At 69.0% G+C, this 17,660-nt stretch carries 18 protein-coding genes and 1 pseudogene; 9 read left to right on the top strand and 10 right to left on the bottom strand.

The window, feature by feature from the left end:
• Both IF78_RS0137565 and IF78_RS0137560 read left to right on the top strand, forming a co-directional pair.
• Nucleotides 1-1,334, top strand: a 1,334-nt coding sequence (locus tag IF78_RS0137565) for a D-alanyl-D-alanine carboxypeptidase family protein (protein ID WP_031498676.1), incomplete at its 5' end; no start/stop codon positions are given.
• 198 nt (nt 1,335-1,532) lie between these two features.
• A complete protein-coding gene (locus IF78_RS0137560) occupies nt 1,533-3,395 on the top strand; it encodes a histidine kinase family ATPase (RefSeq protein WP_031487683.1) in 1,863 nt (620 codons plus the stop codon).
• A 34-nt stretch (nt 3,396-3,429) separates the two neighbouring features.
• On the opposite strand, the gene IF78_RS0137555 is transcribed toward IF78_RS0137560, so the two are convergent.
• From IF78_RS0137555 to IF78_RS46930, 3 genes and pseudogenes are all read right to left on the bottom strand, one after another.
• Entirely contained in the window at nt 3,430-4,299 is an 870-nt protein-coding gene (locus IF78_RS0137555; protein ID WP_031487684.1) for a MerR family transcriptional regulator, read from the bottom strand.
• A gap of 65 nt (nt 4,300-4,364) precedes the next feature.
• On the bottom strand, nt 4,365-4,868 hold the full coding sequence (locus IF78_RS0137550) for a glutathione peroxidase (RefSeq protein WP_031487685.1): 504 nt from the start codon (nt 4,866-4,868) through the stop codon (nt 4,365-4,367).
• Nucleotides 4,869-4,878: 10 nt separating this feature from the next.
• Nucleotides 4,879-5,207, bottom strand: a pseudogene (locus IF78_RS46930) (ArsR/SmtB family transcription factor); the annotation flags it as partial.
• 67 nt (nt 5,208-5,274) lie between these two features.
• Between IF78_RS46930 and IF78_RS0137540 the strand changes: the two are divergent.
• Nucleotides 5,275-6,468 carry an MFS transporter gene (locus IF78_RS0137540; RefSeq protein ID WP_031487686.1) on the top strand — a complete coding sequence of 398 codons (1,194 nt, stop codon included), beginning with the start codon at nt 5,275-5,277 and terminating at the stop codon, nt 6,466-6,468.
• A gap of 100 nt (nt 6,469-6,568) precedes the next feature.
• Nucleotides 6,569-7,396 carry an SAM-dependent methyltransferase gene (locus tag IF78_RS0137535; RefSeq protein WP_031487687.1) on the top strand — a complete coding sequence of 276 codons (828 nt, stop codon included), beginning with the start codon at nt 6,569-6,571 and terminating at the stop codon, nt 7,394-7,396.
• 58 nt (nt 7,397-7,454) lie between these two features.
• On the opposite strand, the gene IF78_RS0137530 is transcribed toward IF78_RS0137535, so the two are convergent.
• Complete coding sequence (locus IF78_RS0137530) at nt 7,455-7,886, bottom strand: SRPBCC family protein (protein WP_031487688.1); 432 nt, start codon at nt 7,884-7,886, stop codon at nt 7,455-7,457.
• A gap of 374 nt (nt 7,887-8,260) precedes the next feature.
• Between IF78_RS0137530 and IF78_RS0137525 the strand changes: the two genes are divergently transcribed.
• Genes IF78_RS0137525 through IF78_RS0137515 form a run of 3 tightly spaced genes read left to right on the top strand, consistent with a single transcriptional unit; the run spans nt 8,261 to nt 10,280 of the window.
• Entirely contained in the window at nt 8,261-9,601 is a 1,341-nt protein-coding gene (locus tag IF78_RS0137525; protein ID WP_199921468.1) for a ferredoxin reductase family protein, read from the top strand.
• A gap of 1 nt (nt 9,602) precedes the next feature.
• Nucleotides 9,603-9,740: a barstar family protein gene (locus IF78_RS0137520; RefSeq protein ID WP_078662734.1), complete on the top strand. Its 138-nt coding sequence runs from the start codon at nt 9,603-9,605 to the stop codon at nt 9,738-9,740.
• 27 nt (nt 9,741-9,767) lie between these two features.
• Complete coding sequence (locus IF78_RS0137515) at nt 9,768-10,280, top strand: hypothetical protein (protein ID WP_031487691.1); 513 nt, start codon at nt 9,768-9,770, stop codon at nt 10,278-10,280.
• Between the two features lie 58 nt (nt 10,281-10,338).
• Here the strand turns inward: IF78_RS0137515 and IF78_RS0137510 are convergent, their stop codons facing one another.
• The 4 genes from IF78_RS0137510 to IF78_RS0137495 all read right to left on the bottom strand — a co-directional run bounded on the left by IF78_RS0137510 (nt 10,339) and on the right by IF78_RS0137495 (nt 12,890).
• Complete coding sequence (locus IF78_RS0137510) at nt 10,339-10,728, bottom strand: hypothetical protein (RefSeq protein ID WP_031487692.1); 390 nt, start codon at nt 10,726-10,728, stop codon at nt 10,339-10,341.
• A gap of 546 nt (nt 10,729-11,274) precedes the next feature.
• Complete coding sequence (locus tag IF78_RS0137505) at nt 11,275-11,778, bottom strand: tetratricopeptide repeat protein (RefSeq protein WP_031487693.1); 504 nt, start codon at nt 11,776-11,778, stop codon at nt 11,275-11,277.
• Between the two features lie 156 nt (nt 11,779-11,934).
• Nucleotides 11,935-12,429 carry a DUF3237 domain-containing protein gene (locus IF78_RS0137500; RefSeq protein ID WP_031487694.1) on the bottom strand — a complete coding sequence of 165 codons (495 nt, stop codon included), beginning with the start codon at nt 12,427-12,429 and terminating at the stop codon, nt 11,935-11,937.
• A complete protein-coding gene (locus IF78_RS0137495; protein ID WP_199921469.1) occupies nt 12,426-12,890 on the bottom strand; it encodes an ester cyclase in 465 nt (154 codons plus the stop codon). Before IF78_RS0137495 ends, IF78_RS0137500 begins: the two co-directional genes overlap by 4 nt.
• 259 nt (nt 12,891-13,149) lie before the next feature.
• Between IF78_RS0137495 and IF78_RS0137490 the strand changes: the two genes are divergently transcribed.
• On the top strand, nt 13,150-13,638 hold the full coding sequence (locus tag IF78_RS0137490) for a TetR family transcriptional regulator C-terminal domain-containing protein (RefSeq protein ID WP_234439984.1): 489 nt from the start codon (nt 13,150-13,152) through the stop codon (nt 13,636-13,638).
• Between the two features lie 315 nt (nt 13,639-13,953).
• Here IF78_RS0137490 and IF78_RS0137480 read toward each other — a convergent pair whose 3' ends face one another.
• Both IF78_RS0137480 and IF78_RS0137470 read right to left on the bottom strand, forming a co-directional pair.
• Entirely contained in the window at nt 13,954-14,655 is a 702-nt protein-coding gene (locus IF78_RS0137480; protein ID WP_031487697.1) for a polysaccharide deacetylase family protein, read from the bottom strand.
• A 199-nt stretch (nt 14,656-14,854) separates the two neighbouring features.
• Nucleotides 14,855-15,523: a glycoside hydrolase family 11 protein gene (locus IF78_RS0137470; RefSeq protein ID WP_031487698.1), complete on the bottom strand. Its 669-nt coding sequence runs from the start codon at nt 15,521-15,523 to the stop codon at nt 14,855-14,857.
• Between the two features lie 1,010 nt (nt 15,524-16,533).
• Between IF78_RS0137470 and chvE the strand changes: the two genes are divergently transcribed.
• A complete protein-coding gene (chvE, locus tag IF78_RS0137460; RefSeq protein ID WP_031487699.1) occupies nt 16,534-17,619 on the top strand; it encodes a multiple monosaccharide ABC transporter substrate-binding protein in 1,086 nt (361 codons plus the stop codon).
• The last annotated feature ends 41 nt before the right edge of the window (nt 17,620-17,660 follow it).

Here is a 17,660-nt window from a genome sequence, read left to right as displayed (position 1 = left end):
CAACCGCCGCGATTCCCCACGTCGGCCCCGAGCGCACCACCCAGCAGCCCCTGCCCCGCAAGCCCCCACTCGACCTGCTCGCCGAGCTGACGAACACACCCCCGCCCCCGGACACCCCCGTCCGCACGGTCGTCCGGCGGATCAAGATCTGGACCCCCCTGGTCCTGCTCCTCGCGATCCTCTTTGCGATCGCGCAGGCCGTCCGTCCCCTGCCCGCCCCCACCCTCGCCCTCACCGCCGAGGAGTCGTACACCTTCGAGGGCGGCAAGGCCTCCCTGCCCTGGCCCGGCGAGGGCCAGGGCTGGATGGACGTCAACGGAATCGGCACGATGGGGAACTTCGGCGAGCAGACCCCGGTCGCCATCGGCTCGGTCGCCAAGGCCATGACCGCGTACGTCGTCCTGAAGGACCACGCCCTGAAGTCGGGCGAGGACGGCGAGAAGATCAAGGTCGACGCCCTGGCGGAGAAGGAGGGCGGCTATGACCAGGACGGCGAGTCCACCCTCAACACCGTCAAGGAGGGCGACACCATCACCCTTCACGACGCGATCGCGGCGATCATGATCCCGTCCGCGAACAACATCGCCCGCCTGCTGGCCCGCTGGGACGCCGGTACCGAGAAGGCCTTCATCGAGAAGATGAACGCCACCGCCAAGGAACTCGGGATGACGAACACGACGTACACCGACGCCTCCGGCCTGAAGGAGACCACCGTCTCCACCGCCGAGGACCAGGTGAAGCTGGGCAACGAGCTCGTCAAGATCCCGGCACTGATGGAGATCACGGCCATGGGGCAGTGGATCGACCCATCCGGGAAGAAGCACTACAACTACAACTATCTCGTCCCCTACAACGGCGCCATCGGCATCAAGACGGGCACCACCACCGCAGCCGGCGGCAACCTCCTCTTCGCGGCCCGCAAGGAGGTCGGCGGCGAGATCGTCACCCTCGTCGGCGCCATCCTCGGCCAGCACAAGGCGCCGATCATCCAGACCGTCAACGACGTCAGCAAGACCGCGATGCTCGCCGCCCAGGACGCGATGACCTCGGCGAAGATCCTCAAGAAGGGCGACGTCGTCGGATACGTCGACGACGGCCTCGGCGGCCACACCCCGGTCGTCCTCACCGAGGACGTCACCGCCGTCGGCTGGTCCGGCTTCAAGGTGAAGCTGTCCTTCGACGCCGACGACGTCCCGCACACCGCGAAGGCCGGCACCAAGGTCGGCACGCTCACCGTCGGTGACGGCGCGAGCGGTGCGGTCAAGGTTCCCGTGGCCCTCCAGACGGACCTCGCCGAACCGGGCTTCACGGACAAGCTGACCCGCGTCGCCTGACCCGCCGGCAGCCGAACGGCACCCAGCGCGCAGCCCGCCGACGAGCCCCGTCGGCGGGCTGCGTGCTAGCGTCACGAAACGGGCAGGTCGTCGCTCACGAGGCACGGCCGCGAAACCCTTGGATACAGGGCCGACAACACGCGGGAAACGGGACGCGGCCAGAACAGAAGACGGGACAGCACGGGGAGTGCCTCACAAGTGGCCACTGCGGAGCCGACACGCGCCGACGACGCCGATCCGGAACGGGGAGCCGGTCCGCGAATACGCGTGCCCGCCCCGCGCCAGGGAGGCCGCCCGAACGGTCCGGAGGGCAGACCGCCGTCGCGTCTGACCGCCGCCGCCCTCACCCTGCGTGAGCGGCTGCTGGGGCATCCGGTGCTGTCGATCACCATCCTGGCCGGGCTCCTCCACGTCATCTGGTTCTTCACGTTCGCAAGCAGCGGCGGCGATCTCGCGGCCCAGGACGCATGGGCCGAGTTCGTCGGCCGGCACCCGGACTCGGCGTACAACCTGGCCTGGTACGGCGGGATGCACCCGGTGTCGTACAGCGTCGTCTCGCCGTATCTGATGTCGGTCCTCGGCGTCCGTACGACGATGATGATCGCGGGAACGATCTCCGCGGCCCTGCTGACGCTGGTGCTGCTGCGCAGCCGTTCGGTACGCAATCCCCTCTGGTGCGCGCTCGCCGGGGTCTTCGGGCTGATCGCCAACGCGATCTCCGGGCGGGTGACCTTCGGCCTTGGCACGATGTTCGCGCTGGGCGCGGTCGCCGTCGTGTTCTGCTGGCCGTACCGCTGGCGCTACAAACGGTGGGCGAAGGCGCTGTGCGCGGCCCCGCTGGCCGCGCTCGCCACCATGGCGTCGCCGGTCGCGGGGCTGTTCGTGGGCTTCGTCGCGGTCGCGCTGTTCCTGCAGAAGCGGCGGCCCGGCGCCTGGGCGCTGGGGCTGGCGCCGACCGCCGTCGTCGCCGTGTCCGCGTGGCTGTTCCCGTTCTCCGGCACCCAGCCGATGGTGATCGGCTCGGTGCTTCTTCCGCTGCTGATGGCGGTCGTGACCTTCCTGATCGTCCCCAAGGACTGGAAGACGGTCCGGCTGGTGTCGGTGGTCTACGGCCTCGCGGTGATCCTCGTCTGGGTGGTCAGCTCGCAGATCGGCTCGAACATCACCCGGCTCGCGATGCTGTTCGGCGGGGTGACGCTGGTGGCGGCGCTGCCGTTCACGGTGCCGAAGTCGCGCAAGTGGTACGCGGGCGTGCTGGCGCTGCTCACCTTCGGCGGCTGGATCGGCTACAAGACCGTCGACGACATCATTCACGCCGCCCCGGAGGCCTCCTGGGCGCGAGAGCTGGCGCCGTTGGTCAACGAGCTCCAGGAGGTCGGCGCGGAGAAGGGCCGGGTGGAGGTCGTGCCCGCCCGCTCCCACCGCGAGGCCTCCGCGCTCGCGCCGTACTTCAATCTGGCCCGCGGCTGGAACCGCCAGGCCGACATGAAGCGCAACCCGCTCTTCTACGACGACACGCTCAACTCCGCGAACTACCGCGAGTGGCTCCAGCGCTGGGCCGTGCACTTCGTCGTCCTGCCCAAGGACGAGCCGGACCCCACGGGCGCCGAGCGCGAGCGGCAGCTGCTGCAGCGCGGCATGCCGTACCTCAAGCAGGTGTGGGGCGACGCCAACTGGCAGCTGTTCAAGGTGACCGCGCCGGCGCCGCTCGCCGAGCCGAACGCGGTCGTCGAGCGGGCCGAGCAGGGCGAGATGACGATGCGGGTGAGCAAGCCGGGCCGCGTCCTCATCCGCATCCCGTACTCGCCGTGGCTGAGCATCGTCGACGCCGAGGGCAAGAAGCTCGACCCGCCGCAGGAGACGGAGGAGTCCGAGGAGCGTCCCGACGGCGAGCCGAAGTCGTACGACAACGTCAACGGCTGTCTGTGGGAGACGGAGGAGGACGCCTTCGGCGACCAGTGGACGATGCTGCTGGCCCCGAAGGCCGGCACCTACCGTCTGGCGGCGCCGTACGACGTGCCGCGCGGCACACCCTGCCCGGAGGAACTGCGCCAGGGGTGAGCCCCGGCGCAGCCCGTCCTCGTCCTCGCCCCGGTCACCGCACCGGGAACGCCACGTCGCACACCGGGTCCTCGGCCCCCGCCGCGTCCCAGTCCGCGAAGTAGATCTCCCGGCACGGGCCCGCCATCCACAGCCCCTGCCCCGGAATCCACTCCTCCACGGCCTCGAAGGCGGCCAGGATCTGCGGATGGGCCACCTGGGCCTTGGTGATCCGGGTGTAGGCCAGCCGCTGGGCCGGCTCCACGCGCACCTTCGTCGCATGGGTGCGGCCCTGCTTCTCGACCCACGCCCGGGCCGCCGCCTCGTCGGCCACCGGTACGCACGACTCGGCCGGGCCGTCGCTCTCCATCGACACCTCGGAGTGGTAGACGACGAACGGTGCGGCCGTGATGCCGCCGCACTCCCGCGCCCCCTCCTCAAGGCGTCCCAGCGACGCGCCGATCCAGGCCGGCAGCTCGCCCGCCAGCACATGCCGGGTCTCGGTGATCAGCACCTGCTCGGGCACGTCCACCGTCTCGACCACGAACTTTCCGTACATCTCGGAGCTCCTCCCCGACAGTCGTCCACGGAGGTACTCGGCGAGCGTCCGCTGCCCCGCCACCCGCGTCTCGACGTCCGCCCAGTAGGCGGTGAGCCGATCGGCGGCCGCGGCCCCGTCCGGGGCCTCGACGACCTCGGCGACCTGCGCGAGCGGCATGTCCAGCTGGCGCAGGAGTGCCACCAGGCGGGCGCGCTCGATCTGGTCGGCGCGGTAGTAGCGGTAGCCGCTGAGCTCGTCGACGTGCGCGGGAGTCAGCAGCCCGAGGCGGTCGTACAGCCGCAGGGCCTTGGCCGACAGCCTGGCCCGCGCGGCGAACGCGCCGATGGTGAGCAGTTCGTCGTCCACGGCCTCATCCTCCGTCACCGGGCGGCTCTTCCGCCCGGTGCGAAGGAGGTTCGACCCTGCCCCTGGGGCAAGGTCAACGCCGGTCAGGCGAGCGCGTCCTCCACCGCGGCCACGAGCTCCGCGGCCTCCGGCTCGGTCTGCGGCGAGAAGCGGGCGACGACCTGGCCGTCCCGGCCGATCAGGAACTTCTCGAAGTTCCAGCGGATGTCGCCGGTGTGGCCCTCGGCGTCGGCGAACCCGACGAGCCGCTCGTACAGCGCGTGCCGGCCCTCCCCGTTCACCTCGACCTTCTCGGTCATCGGGAAGGTCACGCCGTACGTCGCCGAGCAGAACTCGGCGATCTCCTCGGCGCTGCCGGGCTCCTGCCCGAGGAACTGGTTGCAGGGCACGCCGAGCACGGTGAAGCCGCGCTCCGCGTACGTCTCCTGGAGCTTCTCCAGGCCGGTGTACTGGGGGGTCAGGCCGCACTTGGAGGCCACGTTCACGACGAGGACCGCCTTGCCGGCGTACTGCGCGAGGTCGGCGGCACCGCCCTGGAGGGAGTCGATCTCGACGGAGAGGGGGGAGTTGCTGTCAGTGGTCGTCATGAACCGGATGCTAACTCCGGTACGTGTCGGTCCGGTGCCGGGCCTCGACGAGGACGTCCCCCGCCGCCGTCCGCGCGTACAGCACCGACCGCCCCGCCCTCCCCCATCGCTCCACCAGCCCCGCGTCCAGCAGGACCCGCACATGCCGTCCGACCGAACCCAGCCCCTGTCCGGTCGCGGCTCCAACTGGGTGGTGCTGAGCGGGGAGTCGAGGAGTACGAGCACCGTGGCGCGGGCGGCCCCGAGCAGGGCACCGAGGCTCGCGAGGACCGCCCTTGCGCCGGGGTCGGTCAGCGCACCCGCGCGCGGGTAGACGAGGGCGTAGCGGTGGGGCTCCTCCCCGTGACCTTTCGCGCCGTGGCGAAACAATAACGGTCCGTTCGCCGGCCATCCGAGAATCCGTCGCATGCGCAGTTACCGACAGCTGTTCCGCACCCGGGAGTTCACCCCCTTCTTCCTCTCCTACGCCGCCTTCAACGCGGCCCTGACGATCGGCGGACTGTCGCTCGCCACGCTGGTCTACCGGACCACCGACTCGCCGCTGCTGGCGGCGCTGAGCATGTTCGGTCCGCAGCTGGCGCAGGTGCTGGGCGCGACCTTCCTGCTCTCCGGCGCCGACCGGCTGCCCCCACGGGCGACGCTGGCCGGGACGGGGCTCGCCTTCGCGGCCCTCACGGCGGTGCTGGCCCTGCCCGGACTGCCGGTCCGGGCGGTCTTCGCCGTCGTACTCCTGCAGGGCCTGATCGCGTCGCTGGGCGGGGGAGTGACCGGGGGGCTGCTGAACGAGATCCTCCCCAAGGACGGCTTCGTACTGGGGCGTTCGGTGTTCAACATGGCCTCCGGGCTGATGCAGGTCCTCGGTTTCGCGATGGGCGGCGCGCTCCTGGCGCTGCTGTCCCCGCGCACCTGCCTGCTCCTCGCGGCGACGCTGTACGCCGTCGAGGCGCTGGGCTACCGGCTGGGCCTGTCCGCCCGCCCGCCGCGCGCCTCGGGCCGCCTCTCGGTCGCGGCGACCTGGCGCAACAACGCCTTCCTGTGGTCCTCGCGGCCCCGCCGCCTCACCTACCTGGGCCTGTGGGTCCCCAACGGCCTGGTCGTCGGCTGCGACTCCCTCTACGTCTCCTACGCCCCGCACACCGCCGGCGCGCTGTTCGCGTCCGGGGCGCTGGGCATGTTCGTCGGTGACGTGGTCGTCGGCCGTTTCGTACCGCCCGCCCTGCGCCCCCGACTGGCCACCCCGCTGCTCCTGCTGCTGGCGACGCCGTATCTGGTCTTCGTGTCACGGCCGGGGGTGGTCCTGGCGGCCCTGGCTGTCTGCCTCTCCAACGTCGGGTTCGCCGCGAGCCTGGTCCAGCTGGAACGTCTGATGTCCCTCACGCCCGACGACATGGCGGGCCACGCCCTCGGGCTGCGGTCCTCCGGAATGCTCACCATGCAGGGCGTGGCCGCGGCCCTCGCGGGGACGGTGGCCCAACTGACCTCGCCCGCGACGGGGATGACGGTGATGGCGGCGGCGTCGATCGCGGTGACGCTGGCCCTGGCGGGCCTGCAGCGCCCTTCCCGGATGGCCAGGGGATGGCCAAAACATCACCGCGCGTGAGGCGTTTCGGTGTCAACTCCCGTATTCCTCGCGGAAGTTCACTACTTTGGTTGCAGATTTAACCACTCGGACGACTCTACCCACCCCCTGGAGGTCCACCGTGCCCGATCCCGACACCCCCCTCAGCGCCGCCGATCGGACGTGGGCCCGGATCGACACGTCCAAGCCGCACTCGGCCCGCTTCTGGAACTACTTCGTCGGCGGCAAGGACCACTACGAGGTCGACCGGCGGATCGGCGACGAGATCAAGGAGATCTTCCCCGGCCTGGTCGACGTGGCCGTCACCAGCCGCCTCTTCCTGGGCCGCGCCGTACGCCATCTGGCCGGGGAGGCGGGCATACGGCAGTTCCTGGACATCGGCACCGGCCTGCCGACCGCCGACAACACGCACCAGGTGGCCCAGCGCGTGGCGCCGGACGCGCGAATCGTGTACGTCGACAACGACCCCGTCGTGCTGGCCCACGCGAGCGCCCTGCTCACCAGCACCCCCGAGGGCATGACGACGTACCTGGACGCCGACCTGTACGACCCCGAGGCCGTCCTGGAGGCCGCCGCGGGCACGCTCGACCTCTCCCGCCCGGTCGCCCTGATGATCCTCAACACGCTCGGCCATGTCGCCGACCACGACCAGGCCCTCGACCTGGTACGCCGCCTCCTGGCCGGCCTCCCCTCGGGCAGCCACCTGGTGATCAGCGACAGCACGGCCACGAGCGAGGGCATGATCGCCGCGGCGGAGGCGTACAACGCGAGCGGCGCCGTGCCGTACCACGTCCGCAGCATCGGCGATATCGCCGCGTTCTTCGACGGCCTCGACCTCGTCGACCCGGGCATCGTCCAGGTACCCGAGTGGCGCCCCGACGCCCTCGGCCCGGCGGATCCCGCGACGGCCGCGGTCGACGCCTACTGCGGGGTGGGCCGCAAGCCCTGACGGGCCCCGACGACCGGCGTGGGGGCGGGGTCGCCGTACGGCTCCGCTCCCGCCGCCCTCACCGCTCCTGCTCGACGTACTCCTTGAACTGCTCGAGATCACCACGGACCAGCCGCTCGATCGCGTTCGCCTGGGCGAACCCCTTGGGCCCGCCGAAGGTCTCCCGGACCGTGCCGGGGTCGTACTCGACTCGCGCCTGGACCCGGGTGTGGCCCTGGTCGATGGCCAGCAGCGAGAAGGAACCCGCCAGCCGGGGATCGCCCGTGGTCCGCCACTCCAGTACGCGTTCCCCCGCCCGGTCCGACACCTCGGCCTCGAACTCCCGGGCCCGCCCTCCGGTCTCGACATCCAGCCGCGCCCGGCCGCCCGCCTCCGTACGGGCCCCGCGTACGCCCGCCAGGAACCGGGGATAGTTCTCCACCTGGTGCAGGCCTTCCCAGGCCCGGTCGATCGGGACTCCGACATCCACGTGTTCTTCGAGGGTGCTCATGGCCCACCTCCACGTCCGGCTCACGAGGTATGCCCCTGTGTTTCCAGTGTGCGCCTGGTGGCGGGAGCTTCCGCTCGGGTGGTGGGCGGTCCGGAAGAGCGGGTATGGCCGCTCATGCCTGACCGGTCAGAGAGCCCGGGGAGCCGTTGCAAGGTCATCACGGCGGGGGAGGACCATCGCCGGACAGGCCGTGCGCGGTCCTGACGCACCGGACATCGAACCGCGGCTGACTTCCACGGTTCTGGCGTGAACGGATCGGGCCCGCGCTCCGTATGCTTATCCGATCGAGGCGCGTATCCGGACGAATCACTCGATCTTCATGGGTTTCTGCATACGGTCGCGAGTGCCGCGGCCACGGGGGATGTGAGGCAACCATGGCGACGACGAGCAACACGGTGCGGACGGGCACCGTCCCTCCGGTCGACGCGGCGCGCTGGGCGATGTGGGCGTTCGTCATCGTCAACGCGGTGATCGTGGAGGCGCTGTTCCTCAGCGCCGGTTCGGGCAAGAACGGGGTCCTCACGGTCGCCAAGTTCTTCGGACTGCACGCGGCGCTGCTGATGCTGTTCCAACTGCTGCTGGTGGCGCGGCTACCGTGGCTGGACCGCCGCATCGGGATGGACCGGCTCACGGTGTGGCACCGCTGGGTCGGCTTCACCCTGCTGTGGACCGTCCTCACCCACGCCACGCTGGTGGTGCTCGGCTACGCGACCCTCGACGACGCCTCCATGGGGAAGACGTTCGTCGCCCTGAGCGGGGTGCCGGCCTCCCTGCTGGGCATGCTCGCCGCGGCCATCGTCGTCGTGGTCGCCGTGATCTCCACCCGGCCCCTGCGGCGGCGGCTGCGGTACGAGGTCTGGCACGGCCTGCACCTGCTGCTCTACGTGGCCCTGGGCCTGGCGTTCGTCCACCAGTTGCAGGAGACGACGACGTTCACGTCCTCCGCCTTCGCCACGGCCTACTGGTGGATCCTGTGGCTGTTCGCCTTCGGCGCCCTGCTGACCGGGCGGCTCGTCATGCCGCTGTGGCGCAACGCCTACCACCGGTTCCGCGTCGCGGCCGTGGTGCCGGAGTCGGACGACGTGGTCTCCGTGTACGTCACCGGCCGGCACCTCGACAAACTCCCGGCCCGCGCGGGCCAGTTCTGCATCTGGCGGTTCCCCGGCCACAACCACTGGTGGCTGGCCAACCCCTTCTCCCTGTCGGCGGCGCCCGACGGACGGGGGCTGCGCCTGACGGCGAAGGCGGCGGGCAGCACCAGTGCCGGCCTGCGCAACGTCCCGGTCGGCAGCCGCGCCTTCGTCGAGGGACCGTACGGCGCGTTCACCGCACTGCACCGGACCCGGCCCGGCGCCCTGCTGATCGCCGGCGGCGTCGGCATCACGCCAGTACGCTCCATGCTGGAGGAGCAGGTCGCCGGCGACGTCGTCGTGCTGTACCGGGTGCGCAGCGAGGCCGACGCCGTCCTGCTGGACGAGGTGCGCCACCTGGTCGCGCTCCGCGGCGGACGGCTCCACCTCCTCACCGGCAGGACCGCCGAGCACGGCACCCCGCCCTTCGCCCCCGACAACCTGCACCGGCTGGTCCCCGACATCACCGAACGCGACGTGTACGTCTGCGGCCCGCCCGCCATGACCACGTCCGTACTCTCCGGCCTGCGAGACCTGCAGGTCCCCGCGCGACAGGTGCACGCCGAGCGGTTCGGCTTGGCCTGACCTGACCGAGGTACGGGACGCCGGGGAACTCCAACGGCTCCTGCAGCGCGAGCTTTTGCTCCCTGACTTCTACGGCCGCAACTGGAACGCCTTCTGGGACGCGATCACCGGCCTCGTCGCCCTCCCGCACGAGAACTAGGCCCCACTACCACCGCAGTATGGCGCGGTGGCCGATCTGCTGTGGGATGACGTGAGGTGCTTCTTCGACCCGGACTCGATGGGGTCGCTGCCCGACGTGCGTGTCCCTGGTGCCTCAGTGGAGGACTGGCAGGCGGTCCTCGATCTCGTCGCGGAGAAGGGCTGGAAGTGCCGGTACTCCGAAGGAGAGGCGGTGCTTCCGGTGCCCCGGGCGGAGCCCGTGCTCGCTCGTCCGGCGGATGCCGAGTGCCCGAACCTGCGGGTCTGGCCGACCGCGGATGTGGTGGCGATCTTTCGTTTCCATGCCGACGACGAAATCGACTTCGACGTTGACCTGCGGGAGTTGCAAGGCCAGGAGCGACTCGACGTGTTCTGCGGCTTCCTTCGGGAGATCGGGCGGCGGTTGGGCAAACCGGTGCTGATGGATCCGGAGGGCGCACATGGCCATCCGGTGCTCGGCTACGACACTGAGGCTGATCGAGTCGTTCTCCTCGCAGAGCCGCTGGTCAGCGACCGAGGTGGATCCGGGCTCCGGTCCTGACGCCCATTCCCGGATTTCCTCGATCCAGGGGGCCCGGGCGCCGGGCCCCCCAGGTGAGCTACTTGCCGAGGACGACGGTGTTGTTGCAGCCCTGGCTTGAGCCGAGGTCGGTGGTCTGCGTGCCGGGCGAGCCCTCGCCGTTGTTCCGGTTGCCCTCCCGGCCGTTCTGGAACCCGTACTGGCCCTGTACGTCGACGTTCTCTTCGACCGTCGTGCATGTGGTGCTCTGGCTGATGAGGAGCGTCTTGCCCTCTTTGCCGTCCTTCTTGTGTCCCTTTCCGTGCTTGTGCCCGTGCCCGTGCCCGTGCTTGTGTGCCTGTCCCTTCTTGTGTTCCTGTCCGTGCTTGTGTCCGTGCCCGTCGGCGTGGGCGATGCCGGTGCCGGTGCCGAGGAAGCCGACGGCGCTGAGGAGGACGGCCACGACAGCGGTGTTGAGAGGCTTGCGCATGTCTTCTCCGAGCGTTGAAGCGGACGCGTACGCGGTCCGCCACGTCATAAGGTGACGAGAGGTTAATGCGCAAATATCGGATATCTGCTCGTCGGCACGCCGGATCGTCCGACCAACGAGCAAGGGCGTGGACCCCACGGCTGGCCCAAGTCCCCTGCACGGCACAGGAATTACGAAGCCGAAGGCGGGCGTAGGCGCTCCGCGCAGAACCACCCGTGTGGCCGCGCCATGAGCGCGAGGCGGCCCAGGCTCTTCGCCACTTGACGCCAGGCGCCGACGAAACTCCCGTGGAGGTCGATGACTTCGCCGCACGACGGCGCATCTCGACGACGTCCCGCGCCGCGTACGGCGGGAAACGATCTCCGGCAGCGTGGGAAGCGACCACCGGACGGGAGCGCGAGGTGCCCCCGGCAGGATTCGCCCTGCGACCCTCCCAGCGGGTTGCCGCTCCGCCCGCTCACGCATCGCTCATGCATCGCTCGCGCATGCGGTGCCTTTGACCGGCGGCGCTCCAGTCAGGTCGGCGAGAGTGGCGAATCGCCTTGCTCAGGCTGTGGCATTGAGGTTCTGCGCGTACGCCTCGATGGCCCGCCGGTACTGGCGCAGGTGAGGGTCCTCGCTGGTGGTGGCGAGCAGCATGAGCAGGATTCGCATGGCTTCGTGATGCTGGTCGGTGTTGAACAGGGCCATGGCGAGGAAGGTCTGCAGGGCCCCGTCATCGGGGAACTCGGCCGCGCCTTGGCGGAGGGTGCCGACAGCCTGGGTGTACCGGCCGAGTACCCGGTAGGTGCTGCCAAGGCCGAGGAGAGCCCCGCGGCGGTCTTCTTCCGACAGCAGCCCTGGTCCGTGGAGGCTGCCTTCGTAGAAGGGGACGGCCTCCGCCTCCAGGCCCAGGACGTCATGGACCCAGGCGGTCTGGTAGGCAACCTCGGCGTCCCCGGGATGCTCGGCGGCCAGATTCAGCAGCCTGCTCCGGGCCTCTTCAGGATTCCCCTGCCGGCGTAGACGGATGGCCTCAGCCAGCAGTTCGTCTCTTGTGTGTCCGTTCATGTCCTCAACCTCTCCGGTCGCCTGCCCCGACCAGCAGGGCCAGATCGGTCCCATGACCACGTCCGCGTCCAGCTCCCTTCACGGGATCGGTCCTCTGCCACACCCCCAGGGGGAACGACCGACCCCGCGGCGGTGAATCCCTGCCATGACGTTCCGTCACAGGACCCGGGAGACCTTGTAGGCGATTCCGCCTTCGACGAGGTATCCCGACCCGACGCAGACCGTGCCGTTGAGCCATGCGTATGGCTCGGCCCCTGTCTCGAAGAGCGGGTTGGTCCGGAAGTAGTAGCTGGCCGGGTCGACCCGGTGCCGCTCGTCGGGGTCGGCGAGGGCGTCGCGCGCTTCGGGCGGCGTTACCCAGCGGCCGCCGTAGGTCATGTGCAGGAGGGCGCCGTCGTGGGTGCGCAGTGTCAGGCGTACGTCCAGGGTCATCGTTCCGTCGGGATCGAAAAGCGCCCAGTCTCCCCCGCCGGGGAGGACGTCGCCGTGCAGCCTGGGGCCGTGGAACGTGCCGCCTGCCGCGCCGAAGAGGACGCGCCGGCCGAACGGGCCGCTGCCGATGGGCAGGCGGGGGTGCAGGTCGACGACCATGTCGAAGAGGTGCGCTGTCCGGATCTCGCCGACGTCCTTCACTCGCGGGTCTGCTGTCATGCTGCGTCGCCTCCCGTGAGCGCGGGAAACAGCCTCTGTCGGACCGCGTCCGTCGAGACGCCCGACTGGGCGCACAGTGTTGCCAGGTCGAAGAAGAAGCGTTCGCCTGCGATCAGGTCCTCTCTGAACGTGAACTGGATGAAGACCGGTATCTCGGCCCGTTCGCCGTTGGGGAGGACGCCGAACCGGTTGCCTGTCATGGTCAGTCGCGCCGTACCCCAGCACACGAGCGTGTCGCCGTTGCTCGCGTGGCCGTGCAGGGCGACGTCGTAGTCGGGGAACGAGGCGAAGAACCTTCGTAACGCCTTCTCGTTCTCGGCCAGGCCCCGAGCCGTCGTACCGAAGGCCGGGGTCTCCAGCACCACGCCGGGGTGGAAGAGCCGCAGAGCGGCGGGAACGTCCTGGCGGCTCTTGGCGACGGCGAGCGCTTGCGCCAGCTCGAACATGCGGTGTCCGTGCACGGATGCCTCCTTCAGGTGTGCTGCGAAGTAAACGTACGATCGGTCGTATGCTTTAAGCAAGCGCATGACAGGATGGGAGTCGATGAACGAGCACTCAGAGAGCCGGGAGCAACAAGCGGCCGTGTACTCCACGGAAGCGCCAGGCGCGACCGCGGGGGACCAGCGCCTTGTCCGCGGTACCCGGACCCGACGCAAGATCGCCCGGCATGGCGTCGACGTCGCCTCGCTCGAAGGGCTCAACGGGCTCAGCATCGGCCGCTTGGCCGCCGACCTGGAACTGAGCAAGAGCGGTATCCAGACGCTCTTCAAGACGAAGGAGAACCTGCAACTCGCGGTCGCGGAGTCGGCGCGCGAAGAGTTCACCGCAGCCGTCATACGCCCCGCCCTGACCGCTCAACCGGGCGTCGCCCGGCTCCGCGCACTGACGGAACGCTGGATCTCCTACGTCGAGGCACCGCTGTTCGCCGGAGGCTGCTTCTGGGCGGCCAGCCTCCCCGACTTCGACAGCCGGCCCGGCAAGGTCCGTGACGCCCTGCTGCTCCACCGCCGTGCCTGGCTCGCCCTTCTCGCCGACGAACTGCGCTGCGCCGTCAACGCCGACGAAATCACGCACTTGGACGTGGACCTGACGGTCTTTCAGATCGATGCGATGCTCAACGCCGCGAACACCGCACTGCGCCTGGGCGAAAGCGACGCGGTTTCCAAGGTTCGTCGTGTTGTCGACGAGTTTCTTGCCTCACCGCACTGACAGGCGGCCACTCCCGGTAGATGCCTCGCTGGTCAACACCCTGCGGCGGTGCGGCAGAGGCACGCCCCGACTCTCCGAGGAACCCGGGTGATGCAGTCGTGGGGCCGCAGACGCGCGGCGACCGTGGTCACCGCGCCGCCTAGTGCGGTCTTGCGGCTTTTCCGCGGGGTTCGGGGCCAGCTTGTCTGCAGGAGACGGTTGGCCAGCTTCACTTGCCGTTGCCGTTGCCGTTCGGCTTGGCGGTCAGTATTGGGGCGCTGGGGTGGATGGCGCTGATGTCCCAGGTCGTGATGATCTTCGCCGGGGACGGTACGGTCATCGTGCCGCGCCCGCCGCCGATGATGCTGTCGGAGCCACGGCGCGGCCGGTTTGCGGGGAGATCATGCCGGCGCACAGGCTGCGGCTCGCCAGCCCCTGCGCGATGCGGGGGATGGCTGCGCGGGAGTTGGCGGCCCAGTCATGCATGAGGATGACCTGGCCCCTGGTGAGCCGGCCGGCCGCTGCCACGATCGCGTCGGTGCTCGCGCCGTTCCAGTCCTGCGAGTCGACGTTCCAGATGATCTCGGTCAGGCCGTACTTGGTCGCGACGGCCTTCACCGTCGAATTGGTCTCGCCGTACGGCGGTCGGAACAGCTTCGGCGTACCGCCGCCCGCGGCCGCGATGGCCTGCTGGGTCCGGGAGATCTCCGAGTCGATCGTCGCCTGGCTCTGCTGGGTCAGATGCGGGTGGGTGTAGCTGTGGTTGCCGACCCACATGCCGGCATTGACCTGCGCCTTGACCTGGGCCGGGTAGGCGGCGGCGTACTGGCCCTGGTTGAACATCGTGGCCCGAAGCCCGTGCTGGGTGAGCGCGTTGAGCAGGGCCGGGGTGTTGCCGGACGGGCCGTCGTCGAAGGTGAGCGCGACGTACCCGTTGCATGCGGCGGCCCGCGCCGGGGCGGCGGTGTCGACGGTGAGGGTGCCGGCGGCAGCGAGCGCGACGACGACGAGTAGCGAGAGACGTGGTGTGGCTTTCATGAGGAGCGGTCCTCCAGCCTGGGGGATTCGGGAGTCGGCGCCTGGGACTGGGACTGGGACAGCCGGCGCCGATGTTCCGGATGGACCAGGGGGCAAGGAGCCAGGGGGAGGGGGAGAGGATCCCCACAGGGGACGGCACGTTCGTCGTCACGGTCGCCGCGTGACGGCTGATCCGCAGCCGCCCCCTTTACGAACTGGCCTAGCTCACCGTGATGTTGGAGCTCCCGCTGCTCTGGTATCCCTCGGTGGCGAGGATCATGTAATAGCTGAAGCTCCCCAGGCGCATTCCGGCGCGGGCCCAGGCGTCGAAGTGGTTGCCGGTGGTGATGGTGCCACCGGTCCGCTTCGACTGCCGGACGCTCCAGTACTGGTTGAACGTGCGGGTTCCTTCGACGGACGGGGCGTTGTAGCGCGTGGTCTGGTAGATGTCGTACGTGCCGCCGTCGCTGGTGACGGTTCCCTTGTGGGTGCCCGTGGGCCGGTAGGTGCCCCAGTTGTCGACGACGTAGTACTCGACGAGCGGGTTCGACGTCCACCCGTAGAGAGTCAGGTAGCCGTTGCCGGACGGGTTGAAGCTGCCGGAGTAGGTCACTGTCCGGCGTGAGCCGTTGCTCCAGCCCTTGCCGGCGACGAAGTTCCCGGTGTTCCTCCAGGAGGTGCTGTAGTTGCCGCCGGAGTTCAGGGTCATGGACACCGTGCCCTGGCTGTCCGTCCAGAACGAGTAGTAGTACCCGTTGTTGGTTCCGGTCTGGTTCGTGGTGATGACCGTGGCCGCCTCGGCGGTGCCGGGCAGGGCCAACGTGGCTCCGGTGGCCAGCAGCAGGGTGCAGACGCTGCGGCGCGTCGGGTGTGCGGGTCCGTCGTTCATGAGCGTGCTTCCTCCTCGTCCTCGTAAGGCCGACGGGCCGGGCAACTGGTGTCGGCGGGTGGTTCGTGCCCGCGCGCGTCGACAGCGGTCGAGCTCTGCCAATGGCGAATCAGTTTTGGTGTGACCCTGCCAACTGTCAACTGTTTCGACGCTGATTGCGAAATGTTCGCTCCGCGGATTATCCCCATGTGGGGAATTCTCCCTGGTAGCAGCAGCGCCTGATGGGGCTGACCAAGGTTTTGATCACCGATGCGGCGAGTGTTGGATCGGAATCTTGGGCCCCATGCATCGAATGTTTCGAAGATTGCTCGAAGAGAAACCCCAGGGCAGCGGCTTAACGTGTTGCGCTCAACCCGCTGAAGTCGGCGAGGGATGGCCCGGCGTTCGCGTCGCAGCCGTTCCGGCCGCCCGGACTCCGAGTCCACGATCGCCACGGTCGGATCCGCTCCAGGGACCTCCGTCCCGCTCACGTGACCCGTGGGCGCACTTTCTGTAACCGTTCCGGTTCGCACTGTTGACGCCCCACCCACGTCCCCTTACCGTCGCGCCAACATTGCGAACATGTGACGACATTTCGAACGTTTGAAAGTGAGTGCCCTGTGCGTTGCCGGAATCAGCACGCATGCGGTCGGAACGCCGTAGCGCAGCCTGACGCACGTACAGGTGGACCCCGGCATGGAGACCACGCGAGCCGACGAGCCCCGGATGCCGAGCCGCAGCAGCGCGCTGATCGGCGATCTGCGGGAGACCGAGGTCCCTTAGGGGGGCGCCGAGGTGCCGTCCCGGCAAACGACCCCGTCCGAAGGTCGATCTGTCCAGGGCCCCCGGAGATCTACGTGTGCGGCGGCCATTTGTAAGACCTGATCCTCGACACAGCCCGGGAGCGGGTGCGGCGCGTCCCGCACGTTCTCGACCCGCCTGCCGACTGCCCGGCCCGCTCCACCGCTTCTCCCGCGACGTCTGATGCGCCGTCATCCCCTCAACGACGAGAAGGACAAGGAACAATCAGCATGCTCAGTCGAAGAACCGTCCTCGCCGGAGCCACCTCCCTCACCCTCACCCTGTCCGCCTGCGGCCGGAACAGTGAGAGCAGCTCAGAGGCCAGTTTCCGGGGCGGTACCGTCGGTATCGCCATGCCGACCCGGTCCTCCGAGCGCTGGCTCACCGACGGCAAGAGCATCGTCGAGAGCCTCAAGGCCAAGGAGTACAAGACCAAGCTGGTCTACGGCGACGACGACCCGAAAGCCCAGGTCTCACAGATCGAGAAACTGATCCGACAGGGCATCGACGCACTGATCATCGCGGCCATCGACAACACGTCGCTGAACGGCGTGCTTCGACAGGCCGCCGACGCGGACATTCCGGTGATCGCCTACGACCGGCTCATCCTCGGCACCAAGAACGTCGACTACTACGTTTCTTTCGACAACGAGATGGTCGGTCGGTTCCAGGCCCACTACATCATCGAAAAGCTCGGCCTGGAGGACGGCAAAGGCCCGTTCAACATCGAGTTGTTCGCCGGCTCCCCCGACGACAACAACACCGGATACTTCTTCGACGGATCGATGGCGCTCCTGCAGCCGTATCTGGACAGCAGGCAATTGGTCGTCCCGTCCGGCGAGACCGAGCTCGACCAGATCGCCACCCTGCGCTGGGACGGGCCCACCGCGCAAAAACGCATGAGTGGCATCCTCACCAAGTGGTATCGCAGTGAGAGGATCGACGCGGTCCTGTCGCCGTACGACGGCATTTCGAGGGGCATCCTGTCCGCGCTGAAATCGGTCGGCTACGGCTCCGACAGCAAGCCATTCCCGGTCATCACCGGTCAGGACGCCGAACTGGCGTCGGTGAAGTCCATCATCGCGGGTCAGCAGTCGCAGACCGTCTACAAGGACGTCCGCCGGCTCGCCGAGGCCGCCACCGCCATGGTCGACGACATACTTACCGGCAGGAAGCCGTGGGTGGACGACGTAACCAGTTACAAGAACGGCGTCAAGGCCGTGCCCGCCGTTCTATTGCAGCCCGAGAGCGTCGACAAGACCAATTACAACACCCTTGTGCGGGACGGCTACTTCACCGCCGACGAACTCAAGTAGCAGCACGGCCTCCATGTGACAACGCCTGCACGACGCTCGCC

This window comes from Streptomyces bicolor (genome assembly GCF_000719285.1).
Lineage (GTDB): Bacteria > Actinomycetota > Actinomycetes > Streptomycetales > Streptomycetaceae > Streptomyces > Streptomyces bicolor.
This window is presented reverse-complemented; position numbering and strand designations above follow the sequence as displayed.